Origin of the sequence: Novacetimonas hansenii, assembly GCF_014843995.1 — a bacterium.
In the GTDB taxonomy this organism is placed as follows: domain Bacteria; phylum Pseudomonadota; class Alphaproteobacteria; order Acetobacterales; family Acetobacteraceae; genus Novacetimonas; species Novacetimonas hansenii.
The window spans coordinates 2,209,269-2,229,632 of the sequence record NZ_CP062147.1 but is presented as its reverse complement, the minus strand read 5'-3'; the positions used below and the strand labels follow the sequence as shown (position 1 = coordinate 2,229,632).

35 protein-coding genes are annotated in these 20,364 nt (G+C 58.4%); 32 read left to right on the top strand and 3 right to left on the bottom strand.

The window, feature by feature from the left end:
- Positions 1-90 precede the first annotated feature (90 nt).
- From IFJ82_RS09740 to IFJ82_RS09695, 10 genes are all read left to right on the top strand, one after another.
- Positions 91-372 (top strand): helix-turn-helix domain-containing protein, encoded by a 282-nt coding sequence (locus IFJ82_RS09740; protein ID WP_225578620.1) that lies wholly within the window; start codon positions 91-93, stop codon positions 370-372.
- On the top strand, positions 369-635 hold the full coding sequence (locus IFJ82_RS09735; RefSeq protein WP_192264239.1) for a hypothetical protein: 267 nt from the start codon (positions 369-371) through the stop codon (positions 633-635). Before IFJ82_RS09740 ends, IFJ82_RS09735 begins: the two co-directional genes overlap by 4 nt.
- Positions 632-1,444: a bifunctional DNA primase/polymerase gene (locus tag IFJ82_RS09730; RefSeq protein ID WP_192264236.1), complete on the top strand. Its 813-nt coding sequence runs from the start codon at positions 632-634 to the stop codon at positions 1,442-1,444. Before IFJ82_RS09735 ends, IFJ82_RS09730 begins: the two co-directional genes overlap by 4 nt.
- Positions 1,441-2,658 carry an AAA family ATPase gene (locus IFJ82_RS09725; RefSeq protein WP_192264234.1) on the top strand — a complete coding sequence of 406 codons (1,218 nt, stop codon included), beginning with the start codon at positions 1,441-1,443 and terminating at the stop codon, positions 2,656-2,658. Before IFJ82_RS09730 ends, IFJ82_RS09725 begins: the two co-directional genes overlap by 4 nt.
- A gap of 307 nt (positions 2,659-2,965) precedes the next feature.
- A complete protein-coding gene (locus tag IFJ82_RS09720; RefSeq protein WP_192264232.1) occupies positions 2,966-3,397 on the top strand; it encodes a hypothetical protein in 432 nt (143 codons plus the stop codon).
- A gap of 35 nt (positions 3,398-3,432) precedes the next feature.
- On the top strand, positions 3,433-4,089 hold the full coding sequence (locus IFJ82_RS09715; RefSeq protein WP_192264229.1) for a recombinase family protein: 657 nt from the start codon (positions 3,433-3,435) through the stop codon (positions 4,087-4,089).
- Between the two features lie 14 nt (positions 4,090-4,103).
- Complete coding sequence (locus IFJ82_RS09710; RefSeq protein ID WP_192264227.1) at positions 4,104-4,739, top strand: hypothetical protein; 636 nt, start codon at positions 4,104-4,106, stop codon at positions 4,737-4,739.
- A 40-nt stretch (positions 4,740-4,779) separates the two neighbouring features.
- Positions 4,780-5,058 carry a hypothetical protein gene (locus tag IFJ82_RS09705; protein WP_192264224.1) on the top strand — a complete coding sequence of 93 codons (279 nt, stop codon included), beginning with the start codon at positions 4,780-4,782 and terminating at the stop codon, positions 5,056-5,058.
- The gene (locus IFJ82_RS09700; protein WP_192264221.1) at positions 5,055-5,543 is read left to right on the top strand and encodes a hypothetical protein; all 489 of its coding nucleotides are present in this window, start codon (positions 5,055-5,057) and stop codon (positions 5,541-5,543) included. The genes IFJ82_RS09705 and IFJ82_RS09700 overlap by 4 nt, the downstream gene beginning before the upstream one ends.
- Complete coding sequence (locus IFJ82_RS09695; RefSeq protein ID WP_192264218.1) at positions 5,531-6,883, top strand: DNA-packaging protein; 1,353 nt, start codon at positions 5,531-5,533, stop codon at positions 6,881-6,883. The genes IFJ82_RS09700 and IFJ82_RS09695 overlap by 13 nt, the downstream gene beginning before the upstream one ends.
- A 12-nt stretch (positions 6,884-6,895) precedes the next feature.
- On the opposite strand, the gene IFJ82_RS09690 is transcribed toward IFJ82_RS09695, so the two are convergent.
- Positions 6,896-7,648 (bottom strand): hypothetical protein, encoded by a 753-nt coding sequence (locus tag IFJ82_RS09690; RefSeq protein ID WP_192264216.1) that lies wholly within the window; start codon positions 7,646-7,648, stop codon positions 6,896-6,898.
- Positions 7,649-7,721: 73 nt separating this feature from the next.
- The gene (locus tag IFJ82_RS09685; protein WP_192264213.1) at positions 7,722-8,018 is read right to left on the bottom strand and encodes a helix-turn-helix domain-containing protein; all 297 of its coding nucleotides are present in this window, start codon (positions 8,016-8,018) and stop codon (positions 7,722-7,724) included.
- A 282-nt stretch (positions 8,019-8,300) separates the two neighbouring features.
- Here IFJ82_RS09685 and IFJ82_RS09680 point away from each other — a divergent pair, with 282 nt between their 5' ends.
- The 19 genes from IFJ82_RS09680 (at position 8,301) to IFJ82_RS09595 (ending at position 18,278) form a co-directional block, all read left to right on the top strand.
- Positions 8,301-8,561 (top strand): hypothetical protein, encoded by a 261-nt coding sequence (locus IFJ82_RS09680; protein ID WP_192264210.1) that lies wholly within the window; start codon positions 8,301-8,303, stop codon positions 8,559-8,561.
- Positions 8,558-8,782, top strand: coding sequence for a hypothetical protein (locus tag IFJ82_RS09675; RefSeq protein ID WP_192264208.1), 225 nt, complete (start codon positions 8,558-8,560; stop codon positions 8,780-8,782). Before IFJ82_RS09680 ends, IFJ82_RS09675 begins: the two co-directional genes overlap by 4 nt.
- 1 nt (position 8,783) lies before the next feature.
- A complete protein-coding gene (locus IFJ82_RS15905; protein ID WP_275403441.1) occupies positions 8,784-8,906 on the top strand; it encodes a hypothetical protein in 123 nt (40 codons plus the stop codon).
- Positions 8,903-9,199, top strand: a complete 297-nt coding sequence (locus tag IFJ82_RS09670; RefSeq protein ID WP_192264205.1) for a hypothetical protein — start codon at positions 8,903-8,905, stop codon at positions 9,197-9,199. The genes IFJ82_RS15905 and IFJ82_RS09670 overlap by 4 nt, the downstream gene beginning before the upstream one ends.
- A complete protein-coding gene (locus IFJ82_RS09665) occupies positions 9,196-9,528 on the top strand; it encodes a hypothetical protein (RefSeq protein ID WP_192264202.1) in 333 nt (110 codons plus the stop codon). The genes IFJ82_RS09670 and IFJ82_RS09665 overlap by 4 nt, the downstream gene beginning before the upstream one ends.
- Before the next feature lie 43 nt (positions 9,529-9,571).
- On the top strand, positions 9,572-10,774 hold the full coding sequence (locus tag IFJ82_RS09660; RefSeq protein ID WP_192264199.1) for a tyrosine-type recombinase/integrase: 1,203 nt from the start codon (positions 9,572-9,574) through the stop codon (positions 10,772-10,774).
- Between the two features lie 109 nt (positions 10,775-10,883).
- Positions 10,884-12,155 (top strand): DUF4043 domain-containing protein, encoded by a 1,272-nt coding sequence (locus IFJ82_RS09655; RefSeq protein WP_408901683.1) that lies wholly within the window; start codon positions 10,884-10,886, stop codon positions 12,153-12,155.
- A complete protein-coding gene (locus tag IFJ82_RS09650; RefSeq protein WP_192264196.1) occupies positions 12,155-12,367 on the top strand; it encodes a hypothetical protein in 213 nt (70 codons plus the stop codon). Before IFJ82_RS09655 ends, IFJ82_RS09650 begins: the two co-directional genes overlap by 1 nt.
- Positions 12,349-12,747, top strand: a complete 399-nt coding sequence (locus IFJ82_RS09645) for a hypothetical protein (protein ID WP_192264193.1) — start codon at positions 12,349-12,351, stop codon at positions 12,745-12,747. Before IFJ82_RS09650 ends, IFJ82_RS09645 begins: the two co-directional genes overlap by 19 nt.
- An 8-nt stretch (positions 12,748-12,755) precedes the next feature.
- Positions 12,756-13,166 carry a hypothetical protein gene (locus tag IFJ82_RS09640; RefSeq protein ID WP_192264190.1) on the top strand — a complete coding sequence of 137 codons (411 nt, stop codon included), beginning with the start codon at positions 12,756-12,758 and terminating at the stop codon, positions 13,164-13,166.
- Positions 13,138-13,347, top strand: coding sequence for a hypothetical protein (locus IFJ82_RS09635; RefSeq protein WP_192264187.1), 210 nt, complete (start codon positions 13,138-13,140; stop codon positions 13,345-13,347). Before IFJ82_RS09640 ends, IFJ82_RS09635 begins: the two co-directional genes overlap by 29 nt.
- Positions 13,348-13,542: a hypothetical protein gene (locus IFJ82_RS09630; RefSeq protein WP_192264184.1), complete on the top strand. Its 195-nt coding sequence runs from the start codon at positions 13,348-13,350 to the stop codon at positions 13,540-13,542. It begins immediately after the preceding gene.
- The gene (locus tag IFJ82_RS09625) at positions 13,542-14,219 is read left to right on the top strand and encodes a hypothetical protein (protein WP_192264182.1); all 678 of its coding nucleotides are present in this window, start codon (positions 13,542-13,544) and stop codon (positions 14,217-14,219) included. Before IFJ82_RS09630 ends, IFJ82_RS09625 begins: the two co-directional genes overlap by 1 nt.
- Before the next feature lies 1 nt (position 14,220).
- Positions 14,221-15,102 (top strand): hypothetical protein, encoded by an 882-nt coding sequence (locus tag IFJ82_RS09620; RefSeq protein WP_192264180.1) that lies wholly within the window; start codon positions 14,221-14,223, stop codon positions 15,100-15,102.
- 20 nt (positions 15,103-15,122) lie between these two features.
- A complete protein-coding gene (locus tag IFJ82_RS09615; RefSeq protein WP_192264178.1) occupies positions 15,123-15,344 on the top strand; it encodes a hypothetical protein in 222 nt (73 codons plus the stop codon).
- A 3-nt stretch (positions 15,345-15,347) separates the two neighbouring features.
- The gene (locus IFJ82_RS09610) at positions 15,348-16,841 is read left to right on the top strand and encodes a phage tail sheath protein (protein WP_192264176.1); all 1,494 of its coding nucleotides are present in this window, start codon (positions 15,348-15,350) and stop codon (positions 16,839-16,841) included.
- Between the two features lie 49 nt (positions 16,842-16,890).
- The gene (locus tag IFJ82_RS09605) at positions 16,891-17,322 is read left to right on the top strand and encodes a hypothetical protein (protein WP_192264174.1); all 432 of its coding nucleotides are present in this window, start codon (positions 16,891-16,893) and stop codon (positions 17,320-17,322) included.
- On the top strand, positions 17,319-17,660 hold the full coding sequence (locus IFJ82_RS09600; protein WP_192264173.1) for a hypothetical protein: 342 nt from the start codon (positions 17,319-17,321) through the stop codon (positions 17,658-17,660). Before IFJ82_RS09605 ends, IFJ82_RS09600 begins: the two co-directional genes overlap by 4 nt.
- A gap of 129 nt (positions 17,661-17,789) precedes the next feature.
- A complete protein-coding gene (locus tag IFJ82_RS09595; RefSeq protein ID WP_192264171.1) occupies positions 17,790-18,278 on the top strand; it encodes a hypothetical protein in 489 nt (162 codons plus the stop codon).
- A gap of 72 nt (positions 18,279-18,350) precedes the next feature.
- On the opposite strand, the gene IFJ82_RS09590 is transcribed toward IFJ82_RS09595, so the two are convergent.
- Positions 18,351-18,638 carry an Arc family DNA-binding protein gene (locus IFJ82_RS09590; protein ID WP_192264169.1) on the bottom strand — a complete coding sequence of 96 codons (288 nt, stop codon included), beginning with the start codon at positions 18,636-18,638 and terminating at the stop codon, positions 18,351-18,353.
- 95 nt (positions 18,639-18,733) lie between these two features.
- Between IFJ82_RS09590 and IFJ82_RS16005 the strand changes: the two genes are divergently transcribed.
- Genes IFJ82_RS16005 through IFJ82_RS09575 form a run of 3 tightly spaced genes read left to right on the top strand, consistent with a single transcriptional unit; the run spans position 18,734 to position 20,175 of the window.
- Entirely contained in the window at positions 18,734-18,925 is a 192-nt protein-coding gene (locus tag IFJ82_RS16005; RefSeq protein WP_192264167.1) for an Arc family DNA-binding protein, read from the top strand.
- 12 nt (positions 18,926-18,937) lie between these two features.
- Positions 18,938-19,276, top strand: coding sequence for a hypothetical protein (locus IFJ82_RS09580; RefSeq protein ID WP_192264165.1), 339 nt, complete (start codon positions 18,938-18,940; stop codon positions 19,274-19,276).
- Positions 19,273-20,175, top strand: coding sequence for a phage antirepressor N-terminal domain-containing protein (locus IFJ82_RS09575; RefSeq protein WP_192264162.1), 903 nt, complete (start codon positions 19,273-19,275; stop codon positions 20,173-20,175). The genes IFJ82_RS09580 and IFJ82_RS09575 overlap by 4 nt, the downstream gene beginning before the upstream one ends.
- The last annotated feature ends 189 nt before the right edge of the window (positions 20,176-20,364 follow it).

The following is a 20,364-nucleotide window of genomic DNA, read 5'->3' as shown; positions in this document are numbered from 1 at the left end:
GCCCGTCATTCAGCAGGGCTATCTTGCTGGCGAAGTGATAAACATCGCCTAAAAACAACAAGTTACGTTGTTTTTTTCGGCATTATTATATTGCCGAAGATTCCGCAGTTTTTCGCCAAAAACCAAGGCTTTACGTGGCTTTCGCGCGGTTCCGTGCGACACGCCCGCAACATAAGGCGCGACATGGAACACGACATGAAACCACCTGAAATCCTGACGGGTGCAGGGGCTATTGCTCAGTTTCTCGGGGTCACGCGGCGGCAAGTCTATCATTGGAATGAGCATGCCGGGCTTCCTTGTATCAAAATCGGAAAGACGATATGCGCCCGCCCGGAAACGCTGCGCCGCTGGCTTGAGGAACAAGAGCAATGAGCGCAAGCCACGACAAGACCGGCGATCTGTCCGAAATGGGATGTGCCATCTACCGCGATGCGCTCGATCGACTGGAACGGGCAATGGCTGGCCTGTCGCCGGGCGGTCCCGATCCGAAGGGTGGTTCATCTGAAGCCGTCATGCTGACCTACATGATGACCGTGGCCCATGAGCGGCATGGCATGGGTGGTGTGGTAGCTCTCATGCAGCAGGCAGTAGGTTGCGCTGCGGCCTTACAAACCGTGACGGAGGCCCATCCATGACCGGAGCCGCTCCACCCATCAAGGCGCTTGAGCATGCCTACCAGCTTGCTCAAGCGGGCCTGCCCGTATTCCCCTGCAAAGAGGATAAGGCTCCCGCCTGTCCGCACGGCTTCAAGGACGCCACACGCGACCCGCTACAGGTAGAATTCCTGTGGGCGCAGCATCCCGGGTCACTGATCGGCGTTGCCACCGGGCTTGCGGGATATGATGGCCATGGCCGTTGCATTGACGTGCTGGACATTGATCTGCACAAGGCCGCCGCCGAGGAATGGCACGAAGCGCATTGCACCAACATCCCCAGAACGCGCACACACCGGACCCGATCAGGAGGCTTGCATTGTCTGTTCTGGCACCGGGAAGGAATGCGGAACAGTGCGGGCAGGATCGCGCCTGGCATCGATGTGCGCGCGGAGGGGGGATACATCATCTGGTGGCCCGCAACCGGGCTGGAAGTCGTGGATAAAGCGCCCCTGACGTTATGGCCTGCATGGCTGGTAGAGCAGGCGACCCCTGCACCACCGCCAAAGGCTGATCTGGCCAAGCTTGAGCGCGGCATCGAGAAGGCAGACCGCTATGTGCAGGCCGCCATGCGCTCTGCCGCCCGGCAGGTGGCTACGGCAGGCGAAGGGACACGCAACCAGACCTTGAACGCGGAAACCTTCGCGCTCGCCCGGTTCGTCCCTGATGGCCACCTTACGCCGGGGGAAATCGCTTCTGTGATGGCCTCCGCTGGACTGGCTGCCGGGCTGGCCGCTGGTGAAGTCGAAAAGACCATAGCTTCCGCGCTACGGGCAAGGGTGGGTGGATGAATGAAATCGGAGAAATTGTCCGGCACCACGTAGCAGAAGCCCAGACCGCCCGGCAGCAGGCCCAGTATCAAGAGCCTGTCATCCCGCTTGTGATTGACGATCAGGACTGGGAGGAAACCGACATACCGCCCCGTCCGTGGGTGGCATCCGGCTTCCTCCTGCGTGGCGCTGTCACGGTAGTTGTGGGCGCCCCGGCGTCGGGCAAATCAAGCCTGATGGTGGGGTGGGCGGCTTCCCTGGCTCTGGGGGAAGAATATGGCCGCCTGGTCCCCGACCGGCGCATGAAGGTCATGACCTACAATGTCGAGGATGACCGGGACGAACAGCGCCGCCGGTTCTCGGCTGCCTTGCGGTTCATGGGCAAGCGTCCGGCAGACCTTAATGGCTACGTCACCCGCATCGGCACGGAGACCATCGGCACCCTGCTGGAGCAGAACAAGGACAGCAAGGAGATGTATGACACTCCCGCCATGATGCAGATGGAGCGGGAGATAAAGCAGCGCAGGCCGGACGTGCTGATGCTCGACCCGCTGGTCGAATTGCATGAGGCCGAGGAAAACGACAACACCGCCGTCCGGAAAGTCATGGCCCATTTCCGGTCACTGGCGATCCGGTATGATATGGCCGTTGTCCTGCTGCATCACACACGCAAGGGCGTGGCAGCCGCGCCGGGCGATCCCGACGTAGCGCGTGGAGCCTCCGCCGTGGTGGGTGCTGCCCGTATCGTGCTGACGGTCAATGTCATGTCGGACGCGGAGGCATCGAATTTCGGCCTCAAGGCTGACCATAGGCGGTTCTTTTCCCGCGTGGACGGGGCGAAGATCAACGCCGCACCTATCGGCAAGGAGGAATGGTTTGAGCGTCAGTCTTATGAACTGGCGAATGGGGATCGTGTGGCCGTCATGAAGCCGTGGACACCGCCGCACGATAGCGTCTCTGTGGAGCAGATGGAGATCATACAGGCCGGATTGGCGCAGGGAAGCCCATCAGGCCCGTGGAGTCCGAAACTATCGAAGGATGCCCGTTCTGTGCGTCGGTTGCTGATGGATAATGGCATCACGACAGCCGAGGGGCAGCGCAAGGTGCTGGATGAACTGTTCTGTGCTGGTTTTGGCATCGGGACATTTCGCCGGGCAAATCGTGCAACGGCGCAGGGGATAAAAACGCCGGAAGGAAAGCCCTCAAATGTCGAATGGATTGAACAGGACGAATGAAGGGTGATCCGTGCATCTTCCGTGCAAATCCGTGCACGCATGGATCTCGGAACCCTTAAGGGGAGATGACCCGTGCGTGCGGGTCACTCACCCATGCGGGTTCCGTGCGGCATCCGTGCAGAAAGAGGGGTCTCAATCGTCTTGAGGCCCTTTCTTTTTGAGGGTCGAGAACAGGCCAGACTAACTTTTAATCAAATCAGGCGCGAGGCGATCAGCGGCAACGCGCACGGCACGCGAGAGCATTTTGGCATCTGCGGCCGTCGCGGGCGTGAAAACCGAGGATCAGGCACGCGCGTAGGAGCGATCTATGCCCGGAACATCGAGTGGCTCCGGTGGGAAGCGTCCAGGGGCAGGCCGAAAGGCTGGAAAAGACTGGCACAGCACGCGACCAAAGAAGGCGCAACAGATAGCGAAACAGAACATCGTGGAAATCATGGAAACCGGGCGCGATCCGCTATTGAGCCTGCTGGAAATTGCGGACAACCCGGAAACGCCGGTCGATCTGCGGGTAAAAGCCTATCAGGCGGCCTTGCCTTACTGCCGCCCAAGACTGTCGATGAAGGTCACGGCTGACGCGACACCGAAGGATGGTCAGCAGGAGGTTTCACACACCGATATGCTGGACCGTTTGCTTCGGATGCTCGATCCGTTGGCGAAGCGTCCAGCAGTGATCGAGGCAAAAGACGTGGAGGAAATCGGGGACAAAAAAGGACTTGCAAACCCGAATTCGGAACCGTAGCAATATCTGACAACCTTCGTCGTCAGGAATTGCACATGCACGGAAAATTCGTGGCTTACTACCGAGTAAGCACTGAAAAACAAGGAAAATCCGGGCTGGGGATTGAGGCCCAGCAGCATTCCGTGCGGCAATTCCTCAACGGTGGTGACTGGGAACTGCTGGCCGAGTTCACCGAGATCGAGACCGGCAAGAATGATGACCGGCCTCAGCTTGAGCGGGCCATGAATGAGTGCCGTCTGACTGGTGCCACGCTGGTGATTGCCAAGATCGACCGGCTTTCCCGTAACGCGGCGTTCCTGATCGGCCTGAAAGACGCCGGTATCAGCTTTGTGGCAGCGGACATGCCGGGAGCCAATCAGATGACCATCGGGATCATGGCCCTTGTGGCCCAGCAGGAGCGCGAAGCCATATCCCAGCGCACGAAAGAGGCCCTGGCAGCAGCCAAGGCCCGCGGCGTCAAGCTAGGCGGCTATCGGGGCGGCCCGATGGTAAACGGGAAGGCCGGGACCGAGGCCCTCCAGCAGAAAACGGCGGCGTTCCGTGCATCGGTGCGTCCGCTGGTAACAGAATTGCACGATCAGGGGATGAGCCAGCGACAAATCGCGGCTGAACTGGATCGGCGATCAGTCCGAACCCCACGTGGGGGCAAATGGACTGCAAAAGCGGTGGCGGCCGTGCTGGCCGCTGCCTGAACCACGAGGAAAACATGGCAATCAGCCGAATATTCCTGTCCGGGGTAATGGACCCCGCGACCAATCCCGACGCGCCAGGCGGCGTCGCCGGTGCCATCAGCGTGCCGCGTGGGCTTACGGCCCTTGGCCTGCTGACCAGCACGCTCAACTTCGCCAGCAAGGAAGCCCAGCGCCATCCGAACGTGGCCCAGCCTCTTTCTACGGCGGCCACAGACCTTACGTTCGCGGCGGCCGCCTCGGCTCTTCTGAAATGGACAGGAAGAACCCTGCTCAAATACGCGCCGGAAGGGGCCGGTGCCGTAGCCGGGCGGGTAGCGCAGGGGGCAGGGAGCCGGTTTATGCCGGTTGCCCTGGGCATTGGTGCATGGGACCTGCTTTCCCCGATGGTGGACAAGATGCAGGCCCACCTTGAGCAGAACAATGAGACCCTGCGAAAGCTGGATGCCTGGCTGGGCGCCCATAGCGGCGGGATGTTCGGGACCAATACGCCAATCCAGATCACGATGGACGGCAAGAAGGTGGGCGAGGCGGTCATGCCGCATATTGATGCGGCCAACGAAAAAAAACAGCGCCAGGAATTTAAAGCAACAGGGACCGCCGCTGATGGCGTTCGGCACGTGCAGGTGCCGGGACGTGCAATCGGGCGCTGACCCAACACAGCGCCCTGATTTTTCCAAAAAAGGACAAACAATGACCAACACACTCGAACAGGCCGCAAACAGCGCGGGCCTGACCGATATGGATTTACTCAAGGTGGCGGACACCAGCCTGCCGCCGCAAGCAGCAGTAGCACAGTTGCGGACCCGTTATCCCGGCGCGTTCCCGGCTTTCGATGCCCGCACGGCCTCCAAGAAGGAAGTGGACCGCCGCTGGAGCGAGTTGAAGCAGGAACAGGCTGCCGAACGAGCACGTGCGATCAACGAACGTGCCATCGCCCGCATGGCCCAGAAATATGGAGACAAGAAGTGACCGAGACGAATGCCGGACTGCCCATTGAGGATCGCGTGCGCATCGCCTATCAGGAAGCCCGGCGCAGGCCAAACTCCCCATGGCAGGCGATAGACGGTGCGTGGGGAAAGCTGACTGGCGCACTCCACTCCTACAAAGTCATGATCAATTCTGACCTTTCCGATCGCCGCCAGGCCGAACAGATCAGGCAGAAGGCTTACGAGGAAGCCGAAGCGTTTTTTACGCGGGTTCAGAACATGGACCCCCGCCAATTTCACACCCTGACCCCGATGAATACCGCTCCAGCTCTGTCTGCCGAACAGATGGCGGCAAGATGGGTGGATAACCTGACCCGGCAGGGTATCGTGCTTGAGGTCGTACGCCCGTCAAAGCTGGTCATATCGCCAGCTTCCCGTCTCAAGCAGCAGGACCGGGACGCCATTGTCCCACTCAAGAAGGAAATCATGTCTGAGGTCGAGCGGAGGAAGGATGCATGGACGCTGTAACCGACAAGGAATCCCTCGCGGCCCGCCTGGCATCCCTCGGATCAGATGAGCGCCGGAAGATCCTTGGCAGCCTGTCCACTACCGAACTGGAGGCCATACGCTACGTGTGGCCTTTCTGGGCACGTCCCGATCAGTTGGCCCCGGAAGGTGGCTGGTTTGTCTGGCTGCTGCTGGGGGGGCGCGGTAGCGGCAAGACACGCTCTGCAGCGGAATGGGTGCGGGGAGAAATCGAGAGCGGCAGGCGCAAGTCAATGGCCATCATCGGTCCGACCGCCAATGCCCTGCGCCGCGTTCAGATCGAGGGGCCGGGCAGCGGCATGCTGGCCATATCCTCACCCGGCTGCATGCCGTCCTACGAGCCTTCCACACAGCGTCTCGTTTATCCGAACGGGGCCATCTGCTACCTGTTTTCGGCTGAGGAACCCGAGCGCCTGCGTGGCGCCAACCTGGACGGGGCATGGTGTGACGAAATCGTTGCATGGGACCGGACGGAATACACCTGGGACATGCTGCAATTCGCGCTACGTCTGAAAGGCCCGCTGGGTGATGATCCGCGTATCGTATGTTCCACCACGCCCAAGCCTTTGCCCCTGATACGGGAACTGGCCAAGGCCCCCACAACCGCCATCACCCGGTCACGCACGCTGGACAATGCCGCAAACCTCAGCCCCAAGGCCCTTTCCGCGCTGGTGACCCGATATGACGGCACCACCATGGGCAGGCAGGAACTAGACGGCGAATTGCTGGAGGACATGGAAGGATCGCTCTGGACCCGAGAAATGATAGACGCCCTGCGTGTCTGGCCTGATAATCGCCGGTTTCAGCGTATCGTGGTGTCCATCGATCCAGCCGGTTCATCCCACGACAAGTCCGATGAAACGGGTATCGTGGTCGTGGGGCTGGGCTATGATGGGCAGGGCTACGTGCTGGAGGACCTGTCAGGCCGCTACACCCCGGCGGGATGGGCACGCATGGCTGTGTTGGCCTACCGTAAGCACCAGGCCGACAGGATCTTGGCGGAGCGCAATTTTGGGGGAGAGATGGTAGAGGCCACCATCCGTGCAGAAGCCCGTAACGTGCCGGTCAAGACGGTAAACGCCAGCCGGGGCAAACTGGTGCGGGCAGAACCTGTCATGGCCCTGTATGAGCAGGGAAGGGTGCATCATGTGGGCACATACCCTGACCTTGAAGATCAGATGTGCGGATGGCGGCCAGGCATTGGGAAGTCGCCTGACCGCGTGGATGCGCTGGTGTGGGGGGGTACGGAACTGATGATTGTGCCGCAGGCTGGTAGAGCGCGATTTATTCAGAGGACAAAAGGGTGGGATATTGGCAGATAAGATTGGAAAAAATTAGGCTTTAAGTGGTTTTGATATTGGTAAATGATAGGGATGGAAAACCCAGGGTTTTGACAGATTAAAACCAAAGCACGCATTTAAGTTTCTTGAAAAGAAATATGTGGATCTTTGGCATAAAATATTTATGCAGTAGTTTAGTGCCAAGCAATCGGGCCATCTGAGTATTTTGCTTCCTTTCTGTGGTGTTAAAAATATATTTGGCGTTATGGGTATAAAGAAAAAATCTATCATTTCAGGAACAACTATTTCCCCGTAAGATAGGTAAGCAATATGCCATTTAAGATTTTCATAAAGCATTTGGAAATGGGCTATCTTTTTTTGTATCATTAATCCGTTAAACATTCTGGACGGCAAGCCGGTGTCCCTATAAAAATAGATATATTGGCTCTCTAATCTCTCCTGTAGATCCTTATTTAAATACTCTCCTATTTTTTGTTTTGATCCTGATTTTACATCGTTGTGTGGCTTATATTTGCAATCCTGTCGCGCCATAACAAGAGAATAAAATGAGTTTATTGTCTTATTTTCTTCTTCATTTATGGTATAAAATGGGTTTTTGATAATGTTATCAACTAAATCATTAAATCTGTTTTCTATAGACTTGCCAATAAGTGTTTCTGCTCTTTGATCCCATTTCCGCATAGCACAAAATATTTCGGCCTGAGGAGCAAGAGATAATCTACATGGTTCTTTTTTTCTGATCACATCCACCAGTTTGGAAGTTGGATTACAGAACCGTTCGATCATTCGTTTCGGGAATACGTGCTGCTTGATTGTTAGTTGATATGGATTGCCTTTCGATGGTTTTTCGTGTCGGGAATTAATCATTCGATATGGCTTTCTTTATTCGGACGCCAGGGCCACCGCCGTTTTCAGGGATGAAGTCAACGCCCGCCGCTTCTAGGGCTGAGCGAATTGCCGTAAGGTTGTTCGGGTATGGGGTCCGCACGCCGCGCTCAAAATCTTTTACAGTGTGGCGAGAGACTTGGGCAGCAATGGAAAGCTGCTCCTGGCTCCATTCAATCAAGGCCCGCGCAGCCCGGCATTGGGCGGGCAATAGCTTGGAATTTGTCAAACCTAAGCCTTTTTGGTTGATCTTATAAATCAGTATCACCATAATGGCTTAGGTTGCTTCTGAAAGCAATCGGCTGGGCACGGAGCTTGCACCCTCCTTACCCAGCCTAACCACTAACCGAAGGACGAATTCGGCAATGGCTAAACACGCCCATAGCGTACCACCGGGAGTCCGTACAAGGGCTTTCATTCCCGCAATCCATTGGCAGGACGTATTTCCGGCCCTGATCTTCCCCGCGCTGCTCCTACTCGCCCTGGCCGGGTTCGCCCAGCCGGAGGTTCTGCGCCACGGCGGCGCGCAAGGGCAGGCGATGGAGGCGGCCCGATGACCAGCCCCATCCGCAAGGCCACGATGGCCGCCCTTGCCGCTGATCGCCGGTGCTGGAAAGAACCCGCCACCTCCGACGCGGAAACACAGATGCAACGCTTTGGCGTGGCCTACCGCAAGGCCATCCGCACACGCGCCCGAACCCTTGTCGACCTGCAGGACAAGGCCCGGCTTGTGCTGCTGTGCAATCCGAAGCCCGACACCATAGAGGGCAGCCTTGCCCGTGACATTCTGGCAATGAAAGGCGGTGCGGAATGAGCGACCTCCTACAGATCGACATCAAGCAGGTCAGGGCCGCCCAGGATGCCAGCCGGTCGCTTGCACGTCTCGCCATTCTCATGCGCTGGGCAGGTGAAGGGGTGGCCACTGCCAGCCGGTCGGACCTGACCCCGGCGCAGGCCCAATCCTTTGGGCTGGCTGTCACATGGGCTGGTGAAGAAATCGAGCGGCAATGCACCGCCATTGATGAGGCGATTTGAGATGAAGCGCCTCTTTATCAACGCCGCCCTGTTCGTTCTGATCCCCCTTACCGGCATCGCCGTCCGTATCAGTGGCGCGATGGTCCGGCTCTCAAGTCGCATGTGGCAGGAGGTGAAGCCATGACGCCGGATGAAGCATATGCCACGCTGTTCGGGGTGCCTGACCCGATCCAGAGCGGGAAACAATGGGCCGATGCTGTGTGGGGCGTGGATGGCCTGCCGTTACGGGAAGCGAAAAGGCTGGTGCAGGCGGAAGCCGAGGCCATGCGGGACAGGTTGAAAGACGCCCCCTGTTCCCGGTTTGAGCATGAGGGTATCCCGTTGGTGGACCGGCATGTGGATTATTTCACCGTTGCGGCCAAAGCGCGTCTGTATGACCTCTATATGGCCCGCCAGCATCACAGGGGGCACGCATGAGCCGCCCCGCACGCACATGGTCTGCCCGTGACCTCCGCCGGATTGAGCACCTCCGCAAGGAGGGCCTGTCATGGCGCGAGGTAGGCCAGGCGATGGGCACCAGTTCAACATCCTGCCACCGGGCATGGCGGGCACATACTGCGCCGCTCAGCTTCGCAACGCTTGACCGGCTGGCGGCCATACACGCTGCCACCACGGAAATCAGCGTCATGGCCGGAATACTGGCCCGCATGGCGGAGGGGGACAAACAGACCGGCACGGAACTGGCATGGCTGGCCGAGGGGATCGGTCGGCATGCCAACGCTATCGAGGATTATATTTCCATCTGAACAAAAGGCGGGGCTTCGGTTCCGCCAAATTGGAGAATAGGTAATGGCATCTGTTCGCAAACGCATGTGGGAAAATGCGAAAGGCGAGACAAAAGAGGCATGGGTTGTGTCTTATACCGATGGCGGCGGAAAAAGGCGCATCAAGACATTCGCAAAAAAGAAAGAGGCTGATGCCTATCGCGCCCGTGTCGTAACCGATGTTGAGCGTGGCCTGCATATTCCTGACAGCCAGACCAAGACCCTCAATGAAATATACGATGAATACGTGGGCGTTCTGGAGCGTCGGCAGCGTGATGGCGCAAGGATGGGTGAGCAGACCCTGTATAATTACCGTAATGCCATGACGCGCCGCGTGCTGCCCGCTTTGGGCAGTATCAAGATCAACAAGCTATCGTTTCAGGATGTGAGCCAGTGGGTGGAAGCATGCCGCAAGACCGGACTTTCTGCCCGCACATCCAAGGCGCGGCTCTATGATCTGCGGGGAATGATAGATTATGCCATCCGGCGCGGATACGTCAGCACGAACATTGCTGTCCAGGTCATTCGTGAAATGGGACCTGTCGCGGCAGCTCAGGTAGAAACTTTCACTCAAGATGAAATCAAACGGATTTTGGCAGAGGCTAAAAACCGCCCGTATCATAAAAATCGGCGGTCTTATGCCCAGTTGAATATTTTCGTAAATATCGCGGTATTCTGCGGCCTGCGGATTGGTGAAATATTCGCCTTAGCCACAGACGCAATTGATATGGACAACTGCACCCTGTCGGTCCGGCGTTCACTAACAAAATTCGGAGAGGTGAAAGGCCCAAAAACACGCGCCGGGATACGGGATGTGCCCCTTCCGCCGCATATTGCCGATCTGCTTGAAGCGTGGATGAAGGATCATTATCGGCACAATGAGGGCGGTTTCCTGTTCTATGGGGCCTCACGGGCAAACGGACTGCGCCGTTCAGCGATTACGACCTGCTGGTATAACCTGCTGGAACGTGCCCAGGTTCATAGCGAGAAGGGCAAACATCGCCATTTCCATGCGCTTCGGCATTTTGCTGCAAGCTATTGGATCGACATGGGCCTGCCCGTGACGGAAGTCGCCCATCTGCTTGGCCATGCCTCTTTTGATGAGACGTTACAGACTTATGCCCACCCTCTGGTCAAACAAGACCGGCAAAAATTGGCTCTGGCACGCATGTCCCAGGCGCTGATTACAGTGCCCGATAAAACTCTGTGCGACACAGACGCGACATAATGCCAGGAAACCCTTGAAATGACAGCATTAGAGACAGCAGGGCTACCTTGCGCGCGCCTTCCAGGATTCCCTTGAATCGCGTCTTGGATTTCGTTCCGTTGCGGACCGGATGGATTTCCCCGCCCGTATTGGTCAGACCATTACGGATACCCGGCGCGGGCTGCTGGCCCCCGCGACAACCCCGCTGAACCCCAGCAGCAACACCAACTTCGATAACGGCATGTCGCCCACGAACTGGTCAGTCGAACAGTACACGCTGTCGATCGATCAGTATGGCAATACCATGGACCTCAACCAGGTGACGGAAGGCGTGGGTATTGCCAACCAGTTCGTGGAAAACGCGCAGGTTCTCGGCATCAATGCCCGACAGACGCTGGATCGTCTGGCGCGAAATGCGCTGTTCGGCGGCGTCCAGAGTGGTGTCGGCGGATATCTTGGTGGAAATACCCGTGTCACGACCACGCTGACCGCAGCGGGAACCGCCGTTGCGGTGGATGACATCCGGGGATTCCAGAATATCCTGTCCGATGAGGGGCAGGTGGTTGCGGTCAGCAGCAGCAACGGCATGACCGTCACCGTTGGCGATGACGCGTACACATTGGTGGGTGTCGCGGCCGACGCGACCAACACCAGCACGGCGCCCAACGGGATCTCCGGAACGCTGACGTTCTCTGGCAACGTGACGGTGGCAGACGGCACCATCGGGCAGCCGGTTGTTGCCGCCACGGCACCTCTTGTCCTGCGCCCCAATGGCCGTTCGACATCTCTGGGCCTTCTGGCCGGTGGGCAGAAGGATGCGAATGGCAATGTGGTGACTGGCGATCTCCTGACCATTCAGGCGATGCTGGCGGCACTTTCCGCACTGCGTGACAACAACGTTCCCACGCTGGAAGGTGGTGTTTATCACTGCTACCTGGATAACGCGCAGTTGCTTGGCCTGTTCCGCGATGACGATTTCAAGTTGCTGTATCGTGGGCAGTATGGGTCCGATACCTACCAGACCGGACAGATTTTTGACCTGCTCGGCATCCGCTTCATCCCCACGACAGAGGCACCCCAGCAGGCGTCTTTGGGGGCGGGGGCGATCCACCGCGCCATCATCTGCGGTCAGGGCGCCCTGATCGAGGGTGACTATGCGAATATGGGGAACCACTACGCCGGTATGCTGGATGGTGGCGAACTGACGCATGTGGACGATGTGTGCATGATTACCCGTCCGGCTCTGGATCGTCTGGCGCAGATCATCGCACAGTCGTGGTCGTGGATTGGCGGCTTTGCGCTGCCCACCGACCTTACGGCTGACACCACGATCATCCCGACCGCGACCAACAGTTACCTGAAGCGCGGCGTGGTGATCGAAAGCCTGGGCGCCAGCGCGTAATGGCGCGCCCCCGCAAGACGCAGGGGGAGGGGGTTGGCGAAAGTGCCGCCCCCATGCGCCTCATGCGCGACCACGGATATATCGAGACCCGCTTTAACCGGGGTCGCTACCACTGGTCCGCAGGTGAGGTCATTACCAGCCCCGCAGAAATCGCCCACTTACGCGAACGCGGAGCGGAGATGGAGCCGGTCGAATGTCTGGAACAACCGTAGTTGATACGCCCCTGACCGACGATGAACTGGTCCAATGTCGTCGATATATGGGCTATCCCGCCATGGGCGGCATCAACAGCGGTCAGCAGTCGTGGCGGTTTTTTCAGGTCTACGGCTTCAACGAATGGCGCATGCGCAATCTTGCGCCTGACGAATGCGTGCAGGCCCGCACCTTCCTGACCCAGTGTCAGACATTGGAAACCGCCATTATGGGCGCGTCAGACAATCTGGACACGGATCAGGCCGCCGTGTGGCATCACAACCGATCCGAGGTTCAGGACCGGTTTGGCCTTTATAACCGGTGGCGCAGGCAGTTGTGCGCGTTTCTGGGAGTGCCGCCCGGCCCCGGACTGCGCCCCGCCAATCGCATTACAATATAGGAGGCAGCATGTTCGCTGTTGACAGCAACAGGCCGCGACCATCGCGGATTTGGGCGCAGGTTAAAGATGGCGTCATCGTCGCGATCAGGTCCGTCCTTGCGCGTGAAACCCAGCCGTTTGGTCCTGAACCCGGTCGCGTGGTCGAAGTCACGGGCACGGATGCGCAGGTGGGATACATGGTTGATCGCATGGGAAACGTCACCCCGCGCGAGCGCCGCACCAGACCGATACCGGATGGTCAGCCCGCATATTTGGAAGGCCCTCCGGTTCCGGCGCCCATGTCCGGGCCACTTTCCGTCGCCCTGACATCGGCGGGGATCGTTCCCACCAAAGATCCGGACCATATCGCAAACTGGCCGCAGAACAAGGCAAAGAAACAGGAGGACGCCAATGGCAGCCCTGACCAGCCGCAGGCGTAACGCCCTGCCGAAGTCTGCTTTCGGCCTTCCCGGGTCGCGGCGGTTCCCGATGCCCGATCGCGCCCATGCGATTAACGCAAAGGCGCGCGCCGCACAGCAGGTGAAAGCGGGGAACCTGTCCAAATCCTCGCAGGCGAAGATTAACGCCAAGGCCAACAGCATCATCCGGCGGAAAAAATAGATGGCACGTCCCGCAAGGCGCATGACCATGGCGCAGTACCTCAAGTCGAACACCGACCGGAAAGAGGATGGCCAGAACGCGGCTCTGGTTGGTATGACCACGGCGGCGTTCAAAAAGACCCGGCAGGCCAAAGCCATTGACCGGCAGATGGTCTCGCTGATGAACCGCACATCCACCAAAGGGCGGCGTCACTGATGTATCAGGCCCTTGTTCAGCAGAAGGTTGCGAAAGGCTATGCCAAGGCGGCTCTCCGGCTGGGGGCCACCACCACGCAATACCGTCCGGCGTCGTTGACCGCGCCGATGGGGACCGTCCATGCGACGTTTCTGGCCGCGTTCAACAATGACCGGAAATTCGGTTTTGATGGTCCGGCCCTGTGGAGCAAGCCTGCGGTGTTCGGCCTGTTCGATACCACGGATGTGCAGTCGGGAGATCTGCTGACCTGCGCAGGTGAAAATTATTTTGTGGCACGCCTTGAGCCATTCCGGACACCGCTGTGCATGCTGTGTAATCGGGTCGTGTCTATCGCGGGGCAGGCAGGACAGGGCAGCACCAATGGAGATGGCGCGGTCTGCACGGATGTTGGTGCGTCGGACAGTTACGGCACGGCAGGCAACACAACCAACCAGACTACGCTGATAACGGGATGGCCAGCCTTTATCCAGATCAAGGGGAAAGGCATTCCGACCGGAGACGGTATTCCCGGTTCGATCAAGGCGGCGGATTACGAGATGCTGTTGCCGGTCATGCCCGGATTTGTGCCCACCATAGAGATGGCGGTCACGACCGATCTGGGCACGACCTACACCCTGACCGCAGTGGAGCCGAGCCAATACGGAAACCGCTGCCTGATGAGCGTGAGGCAGGTGTGATATGGCCGATATTGTCTCTATTTCCCACGCCATCGTGGCGCAGATGGCGGCCATCGCCTACCCGAACGGGAAAGGAAATCCGTCCGTAACGGGCAGGCCAACCAAAATATTCCGTGGCTGGATCACGCAGGCCGATTACACGGGCGCGGACTGCGCGCTGGGGAACGGTGTCGATTTCATCACTGTCATGGACCTGCAAGCCGGTTGGCGGCGCATTGATGAACCCCTTGGCCGACCATGGCGACAGGAGGACACCATACCATCCACGGTGTCGGTTACGACCATGGGGACCACGGCCACGATCACGTTACAGGATGACGCAACGCCGTCTGGCATCGTCGGGCTGCATATCCAATCTGATGGCACGACCATTCCGGGGCGTGCCGTTGCCGCCTATGCTGTGCAGGCGACCGACACTGTGGATACCATCGCGTCCGCACTGGCCGCACAGATCCCCGGTTCTACGTCCAGCGGCGCCACCGTCAGTGTGCCGGATGCATCCAGCCTGACCGGTGCGACGGGTGGTTATTCCTCGGCGGTTCGCACCGCACGCAGGCAGCAGCAGCTATTCCAGGTTACGGTTTGGTCGGCCACGCCGAATGCCCGCGATGCGCTGGGAACCGCCATAGAAAATGGCATGGCCTTCATCGACTGGCTGACTGACGCCAACGGTTCGACATTCCAGATTGAGGCCCGTGGCGACTGGAACAACGATGCCGCCCAGAATAGTGGCATTTTCATGCGGCCATTCCGGTTTATCGCCACTTACGACACGGATGTGCGCGAGAATATGGCCCAGATGCTTTTTGGCATTGAGGTGTTCAGCCTTCCGGGCGGCCAGACCATCACCGCAGGGGACGGGGCGCTTCTGGCCGCGTCCTGACCCTTCCAAAAGGACATTCAATGACGATCACACCACAGACCACGACGGCACCCGCGCCCGTGGCAACGACGGCGGCTGCGCAGATCTCCGCGACACCGACCGTCGCCTATGTCGTGACCCTTCCGGGATACGGATACCCGATAGGCACGCAGATCACGGATTCCGCCATCATCGCGAGGCTGAAGAGCGCCGGAACGCTGGGCCGCTTCACGGTTCGTGTGCCTCTCACGCAGGAGAAATAATCCATGCCGCAGATTTATCAGGCAGGCGCCCTGAACACGAACAGTCTGACTGTTCCGAACCTGTATGTGCAGATCCAGAAACCCGCCACATTGGCCCTGAATGGCGTATCCAGCGGTCGCATCGGCCTGGTCGGAACGGCAGGGTGGGGGGCGCTCAACACGCCTGTCATTGTGGGATCAATGGGGGATTGCCTGTCGGCGTTCGGCACCAAGCAGCCTTTGGCAACTGATATTGGCACAGGCGTAAACATCGCCATCCTTAATGGGGCATCGGATTTCCGTTGCGTGCGCGTGAGTGACGGGACCGATGCGGCTGCAACCGGAACCCTGGGTACCGTCAGCCTGACGGCCCGCTATACCGGCAGCGCAGGAAACGCCATTACGGCAAGCCTTACCCAGGGCAGCATCATCACCACCCGATACACGCTGACCACCAGTCATGCTGTTCTGGGAAGCCGCGCCTATAGCGGGACAACATGGACCGAGATCGCCGCCGCGATGGTTGCGGATACGTCCGCGCTGGTTGTGCCAACGGTTCCCACCACGGTGCCCGCGCTGGCCGCCGGGTCTGTCACCCTGACCGGCGGTGCGGACGGTGGCACCCCCACAACGGCGCAATTTATCGGGGCAGATGCGGCAACCCGCACCGGCATGTATGCGCTTCGGGGGCAGGGGTGCGCTCTGGGCGTCCTGCATGGCCTGACGGATGACACGTCATGGACAGACCAGGTGGCGTTCGGGTTGGGTGAGGGCGTTTACATGATCGCCTGCGGACCGTCTGGCGACACCATCACCAATGCGGTCAGCACCAAGGCGGCCGCCGGACTCGACAGTTACGCCATGAAGTTGATGTTTGGCGACTGGCTGTGGTGGGACGATGACACGAACGGGGATATGCTGGTCACGCCACAGGCGTTCGTGGCCGGGCTGTTCGGTGGTCTGTCCCCCGAACAATCCAGCTTGAACAAGCAGCTTTCGGGCGTGATCGGCAGCCAGAAGGCCGGGCTGGTGTCCAGCGGCACGACACAGACCTATTCCGATGCGGAATTGGGTGCGCTGTTTGATGCGGGCATTGACGTGATCTGCAACCCCGCTCCCGGCGGAAGCTACTGGGCTGTGCGCGGTGGCATCAATACATCCTCTGACGATGCCATCGATGATGACAGCTATACCCGTCTGACCAACTACATTGCCGAAACCATCAATTCCGGCATGGGCACGTTCGTGGGTGATGTCATCAACGATACGCTGTTTGGTGATATCCGCGCCGTACTTCTCGGTACGCTGTCCAATATGGTCAGTTCCGGGATTCTGGCGTCTACCTCATCCTATACTGTGGTATGCGACAGCACGAACAACCCGCAGACCAAAACGGCGCTCGGTTACGTTCGCGCCGATGTGAAGGTCACATATCAGGGCATCAACCGCTTCTTTGTGGTTAATCTTCAGGGAGGTTCCAGCGTGGTGGTCAGTACGACCACGACAACGGGCGCCTGATCCATCTTACCAGCCGCCTTCACGGGCGGCTTTTTTCTTGGAGGATTGAATGGCAAGTAAGTTGTTCAATGTGGGCCGCGATTGTCGGGTGGTCCTCGTTTACAATGGTAGTCGCATTGATCTGCCAACCGTCACGGGATTCCAGTCCCAGCAGCAGACAACGCAGCTTACGTCTAAGCCGCTGAACGATGAACCGGTATTCTATGATGTGCCAAACGGCTGGCGTGGGACATTCACCGTGCAGAGGGATGGGAGTTCCCTTGATGACCTGATGATCGCCATAGAGGCGGGGTTTTGGAACGCAGGGACCATGCTTCTTGGCACGATCTATCAGTATGTAACCGAAGTGGACGGTACGCAGAGTACATACGAATACGTGGGCGCGTCCCTGCGGCAGCCCGAAGCTGGCAATTTCCAGTCGGAAAATATTGTCAGCCAACGCCTTGAGTTCACCGCACGCCGAAAGAACAAGATTTCATGAGCAACGAGACCATTACCGATACCAAGGGGCGCAAGATCGAGGTCAAGGAGGTGGCGGGGAGTCGCCTTGCGCGCCTGACCCGGATCGCGGGTGACGCATTTGGCGAAAACGCATGGACCACCGGCACGTTGGCCCGTGCTACCGTGCTGTCCATTGAGGGCGTGCCATGCCCGCCCGCTCCCCAGAACCTGAATGAACTGGACGGGTTATGGGATAGCGTTGACGCAGATGCCGCATCCGCCGCGCTTGAATGGCTGATCGCCAAGCAAAAGGCGATGGCCACTGACGCAAAAAACTCTTCAGCACCCCAGGCTTCCAGCAACGCTGCTGGCTCGTAAAGAATGGGGTGCCTTATGCGCTGGCGATGAGCGAAATGAGTGAAGCCGAGGTACTGGCTCACTCCATCGTTTTTTCCGAAATGGAAGGCGGCCGGTTCAACTGGGACACCATGACTATGGAGCGGCCCAATGCCTGATATGTCACTACCTGAGTTTGCCGGCCTGTTGGCCAGCATGGCTGGCGAAATTGAACATGCCGCACATGAAGGGCTGGATCAGGCTGCAAAAATTGTAGAGCATGAGGCCAAGACGGAATTGGGCCATTACCAGCAGGGGGCCGGCCCCTTTGCGCCATGGGCTGAACTGGCTGATAGCACGAAGGATGATCGTGTCCGGCAAGGATATCCTGAGAATGAGCCGGGGTTGCGGTCTGGCGCTATGCGTGGTGGCATACAGCACGTTGTGCAAGGCAGAACGGCCTATGTCGGGTCCGATGATGACAAGCTGGTTTATTTCGAACTGGGCACCGTCAAGCAGCCGCCTCGCGCCGTGCTGGCCGGGTCGCTGATCCGAAAGACCGACGCGGTCGTGCATGCGGTTGGGCATCATTTTGTGGGGCGTCTGTTCGGCGAGGAAGTGGTCGGTGGCAGCATGCCCATCGCAGGCGCAGAAGATTAAACGCGCCCTTCATACGCCTCGATCATGCGGTGTATGGCTTCGGCCATCTTCTGGCGGCTTTTTAAGCCTGACTTATAAACTCTTCCTGGACTGTATTTCGCTTCTGAGCGCGTTAATTTCGCTCTTCATGTCCTCTATGTCCTTTTCTATCTCTGCGCGCAGAGGATAAAGAACATCGTGTGCGATGGCCCGATATCGCACACGTGCATCATCTTCCAAAACCAAAACGCCATCCTTCGCCAACTCAATGCAAGATAGAATCTCGGCATTGATTGAGCGGTTATTGGCCTCTGCTCTTTCCTCTACCCACTCCTTTAAGTGGCGAGGAATACGCAGCCGGAAATGTGCATCATCAGACATGACGCAAGAATGACGCATTTTGTGCTTGACCTCAATGACGCTGTTTGGCACATAAAAGGGGCATGACGCATTTTGCGTCATTTTGAGAGGGAGAGATGGAGCAGGATCACATGAGACTGCGGCTGCCGAAGCATCTTAAAAACTGGGTAAGGGCATCCGCAGAATTGAATCATAGAAGCCAGAATGCAGAGGTTCTCTTCTGGCTGTCGCGCGCAGTAGAAACAGAAAAGGCATCAGGGTCCGGTTTGGCGACTTCCCCCGATGCCTTTATCACCAACAACGAATAGGAAACATTCGTCTTGACTTTTGATAGCACATCAGCCCGGCAGGGTGCAAAGAATCATCTCATTCGTTCCGGTATGGAGGGCGCGGAATCTGTTTTTCGCCCCGATCAGATTGATTGGGCCTATGTCCGCGATCTGTTCGTTCAGCACATGGCTGATGGCAATGGAAAGATTGCCTTCTGGGCCTGCACGGTAACCTTCTACGATGACACCTGGCATTATCTTCAGCGTCCCGGACGTGATGAACAGGCCGCTCGTCAGATGGCTTTTCGTCTGTCGTCTGAATATGACAAGCCGGTTGGCATGTATGACGCTGAGCGTCCCGCAGGATTCCGCAAGGAGGATGTGGCATGACCCAGCACCTCACGACAATCGACTTCCACGGTTCAAACCTCATTGCGATCCCTGGTGATCGTCCCGAAACAACGCTGGTGGCGATGAAGCCAGTGGTTGAGGGGATGGGGCTGTCATGGCAGCCGCAGCACAGGAAAATTATGTCTCATCCGGTGCTTAAAAAGGGTATCACCATGACGGTGATACCTTCTGACGGCGGCGAACAGGACGGAACCTGCCTATCCCTCGACCTCCTGAACTTCTGGCTTGCCACGATCCACCCCGACCGGATCAAGAACGAAGCGACCCGCGCCAAGGTCATTGAATACCAGACCGAATGCGCTCGTGTGCTGTTCAACCATTTCTTTGGCCGGGCGCTGGCGCGCGGCGAACAGACCGCATCGAAAAGCCTGTCAGCGAAGGAAGTTGGCGGCATCGTGAAGTCGGTTGTCACCAAAATGAAAAGCGACCTGCTTGCGGAACTGGAAGAAAAGTTTGGCGGCAAGATGACCCCGCAGCAGCAGGCGTTCGCGGAAAAGGCGATGGATAGCGTGACGCAGGTAGCTGCTGAAAAGCAGGTGGTATCTGCATCGCCCGTCATGATTCCGCTCGATATGATCCCGCGCCGCCGCCCAAAGGCGGGATCGTGCCGCCTGCCGGTGGCACAGGTCGCCCGTCTTGTCGGAATTTCTGTGGTGCAGGCCAATCTGCTTCTGGCGGAACTTGGATTGCAGGAACACACCAACGATAATAATCGCTGGTTACTGACGGACCCTGGAGCGTCCTATTACGCCGCGCAGATCACCAAGCGCACGATCCTGTGGTCATCGCGCACAGTCACCCTCCTGCGCTGGCACATTGAGCAGAAGGGGCCTGTCCGCGCCCCTTTCGCGAAAAGGCAGGAGCCTGCCCCGGCATAGCCCTGACAGGCGGGTATCTTCCGCCCGATAGGGAACTTCTGGTCTGGATGGCGGAGTGTGACGCGTGGGAACGGATCGAGCGGTCTGAGCCAGATAACCTGCTTGCCAAGATGAAGGTGATTGAGAGCCTTGTGGAAATCAGGCGTCGCCGGGGCATTCACCCTCACGTCGAACAGGCCCGGAAGAACT

Bases quoted from the DNA above. Each gene is read 5' to 3' on its own strand.
- IFJ82_RS09735 (WP_192264239.1), top strand. From the start codon at position 369: ATGAGCGCAAGCCACGACAAGACCGGCGATCTGTCCGAAATGGGATGT.
- IFJ82_RS09730 (WP_192264236.1), top strand. From the start codon at position 632: ATGACCGGAGCCGCTCCACCCATCAAGGCGCTTGAGCATGCCTACCAG.
- IFJ82_RS09725 (WP_192264234.1), top strand. From the start codon at position 1,441: ATGAATGAAATCGGAGAAATTGTCCGGCACCACGTAGCAGAAGCCCAG.
- IFJ82_RS09720 (WP_192264232.1), top strand. From the start codon at position 2,966: ATGCCCGGAACATCGAGTGGCTCCGGTGGGAAGCGTCCAGGGGCAGGC.
- IFJ82_RS09715 (WP_192264229.1), top strand. From the start codon at position 3,433: ATGCACGGAAAATTCGTGGCTTACTACCGAGTAAGCACTGAAAAACAA.
- IFJ82_RS09710 (WP_192264227.1), top strand. From the start codon at position 4,104: ATGGCAATCAGCCGAATATTCCTGTCCGGGGTAATGGACCCCGCGACC.
- IFJ82_RS09705 (WP_192264224.1), top strand. From the start codon at position 4,780: ATGACCAACACACTCGAACAGGCCGCAAACAGCGCGGGCCTGACCGAT.
- IFJ82_RS09695 (WP_192264218.1), top strand. From the start codon at position 5,531: ATGGACGCTGTAACCGACAAGGAATCCCTCGCGGCCCGCCTGGCATCC.
- IFJ82_RS09690 (WP_192264216.1), bottom strand. From the start codon at position 7,648: ATGATCGAACGGTTCTGTAATCCAACTTCCAAACTGGTGGATGTGATC.
- IFJ82_RS09685 (WP_192264213.1), bottom strand. From the start codon at position 8,018: ATGGTGATACTGATTTATAAGATCAACCAAAAAGGCTTAGGTTTGACA.
- IFJ82_RS09680 (WP_192264210.1), top strand. From the start codon at position 8,301: ATGACCAGCCCCATCCGCAAGGCCACGATGGCCGCCCTTGCCGCTGAT.
- IFJ82_RS09675 (WP_192264208.1), top strand. From the start codon at position 8,558: ATGAGCGACCTCCTACAGATCGACATCAAGCAGGTCAGGGCCGCCCAG.
- IFJ82_RS15905 (WP_275403441.1), top strand. From the start codon at position 8,784: ATGAAGCGCCTCTTTATCAACGCCGCCCTGTTCGTTCTGATCCCCCTT.
- IFJ82_RS09670 (WP_192264205.1), top strand. From the start codon at position 8,903: ATGACGCCGGATGAAGCATATGCCACGCTGTTCGGGGTGCCTGACCCG.
- IFJ82_RS09665 (WP_192264202.1), top strand. From the start codon at position 9,196: ATGAGCCGCCCCGCACGCACATGGTCTGCCCGTGACCTCCGCCGGATT.
- IFJ82_RS09660 (WP_192264199.1), top strand. From the start codon at position 9,572: ATGGCATCTGTTCGCAAACGCATGTGGGAAAATGCGAAAGGCGAGACA.
- IFJ82_RS09655 (WP_408901683.1), top strand. From the start codon at position 10,884: ATGGATTTCCCCGCCCGTATTGGTCAGACCATTACGGATACCCGGCGC.
- IFJ82_RS09650 (WP_192264196.1), top strand. From the start codon at position 12,155: ATGGCGCGCCCCCGCAAGACGCAGGGGGAGGGGGTTGGCGAAAGTGCC.
- IFJ82_RS09645 (WP_192264193.1), top strand. From the start codon at position 12,349: ATGTCTGGAACAACCGTAGTTGATACGCCCCTGACCGACGATGAACTG.
- IFJ82_RS09640 (WP_192264190.1), top strand. From the start codon at position 12,756: ATGTTCGCTGTTGACAGCAACAGGCCGCGACCATCGCGGATTTGGGCG.
- IFJ82_RS09635 (WP_192264187.1), top strand. From the start codon at position 13,138: ATGGCAGCCCTGACCAGCCGCAGGCGTAACGCCCTGCCGAAGTCTGCT.
- IFJ82_RS09630 (WP_192264184.1), top strand. From the start codon at position 13,348: ATGGCACGTCCCGCAAGGCGCATGACCATGGCGCAGTACCTCAAGTCG.
- IFJ82_RS09625 (WP_192264182.1), top strand. From the start codon at position 13,542: ATGTATCAGGCCCTTGTTCAGCAGAAGGTTGCGAAAGGCTATGCCAAG.
- IFJ82_RS09620 (WP_192264180.1), top strand. From the start codon at position 14,221: ATGGCCGATATTGTCTCTATTTCCCACGCCATCGTGGCGCAGATGGCG.
- IFJ82_RS09615 (WP_192264178.1), top strand. From the start codon at position 15,123: ATGACGATCACACCACAGACCACGACGGCACCCGCGCCCGTGGCAACG.
- IFJ82_RS09610 (WP_192264176.1), top strand. From the start codon at position 15,348: ATGCCGCAGATTTATCAGGCAGGCGCCCTGAACACGAACAGTCTGACT.
- IFJ82_RS09605 (WP_192264174.1), top strand. From the start codon at position 16,891: ATGGCAAGTAAGTTGTTCAATGTGGGCCGCGATTGTCGGGTGGTCCTC.
- IFJ82_RS09600 (WP_192264173.1), top strand. From the start codon at position 17,319: ATGAGCAACGAGACCATTACCGATACCAAGGGGCGCAAGATCGAGGTC.
- IFJ82_RS09595 (WP_192264171.1), top strand. From the start codon at position 17,790: ATGCCTGATATGTCACTACCTGAGTTTGCCGGCCTGTTGGCCAGCATG.
- IFJ82_RS09590 (WP_192264169.1), bottom strand. From the start codon at position 18,638: ATGTCTGATGATGCACATTTCCGGCTGCGTATTCCTCGCCACTTAAAG.
- IFJ82_RS16005 (WP_192264167.1), top strand. From the start codon at position 18,734: ATGGAGCAGGATCACATGAGACTGCGGCTGCCGAAGCATCTTAAAAAC.
- IFJ82_RS09575 (WP_192264162.1), top strand. From the start codon at position 19,273: ATGACCCAGCACCTCACGACAATCGACTTCCACGGTTCAAACCTCATT.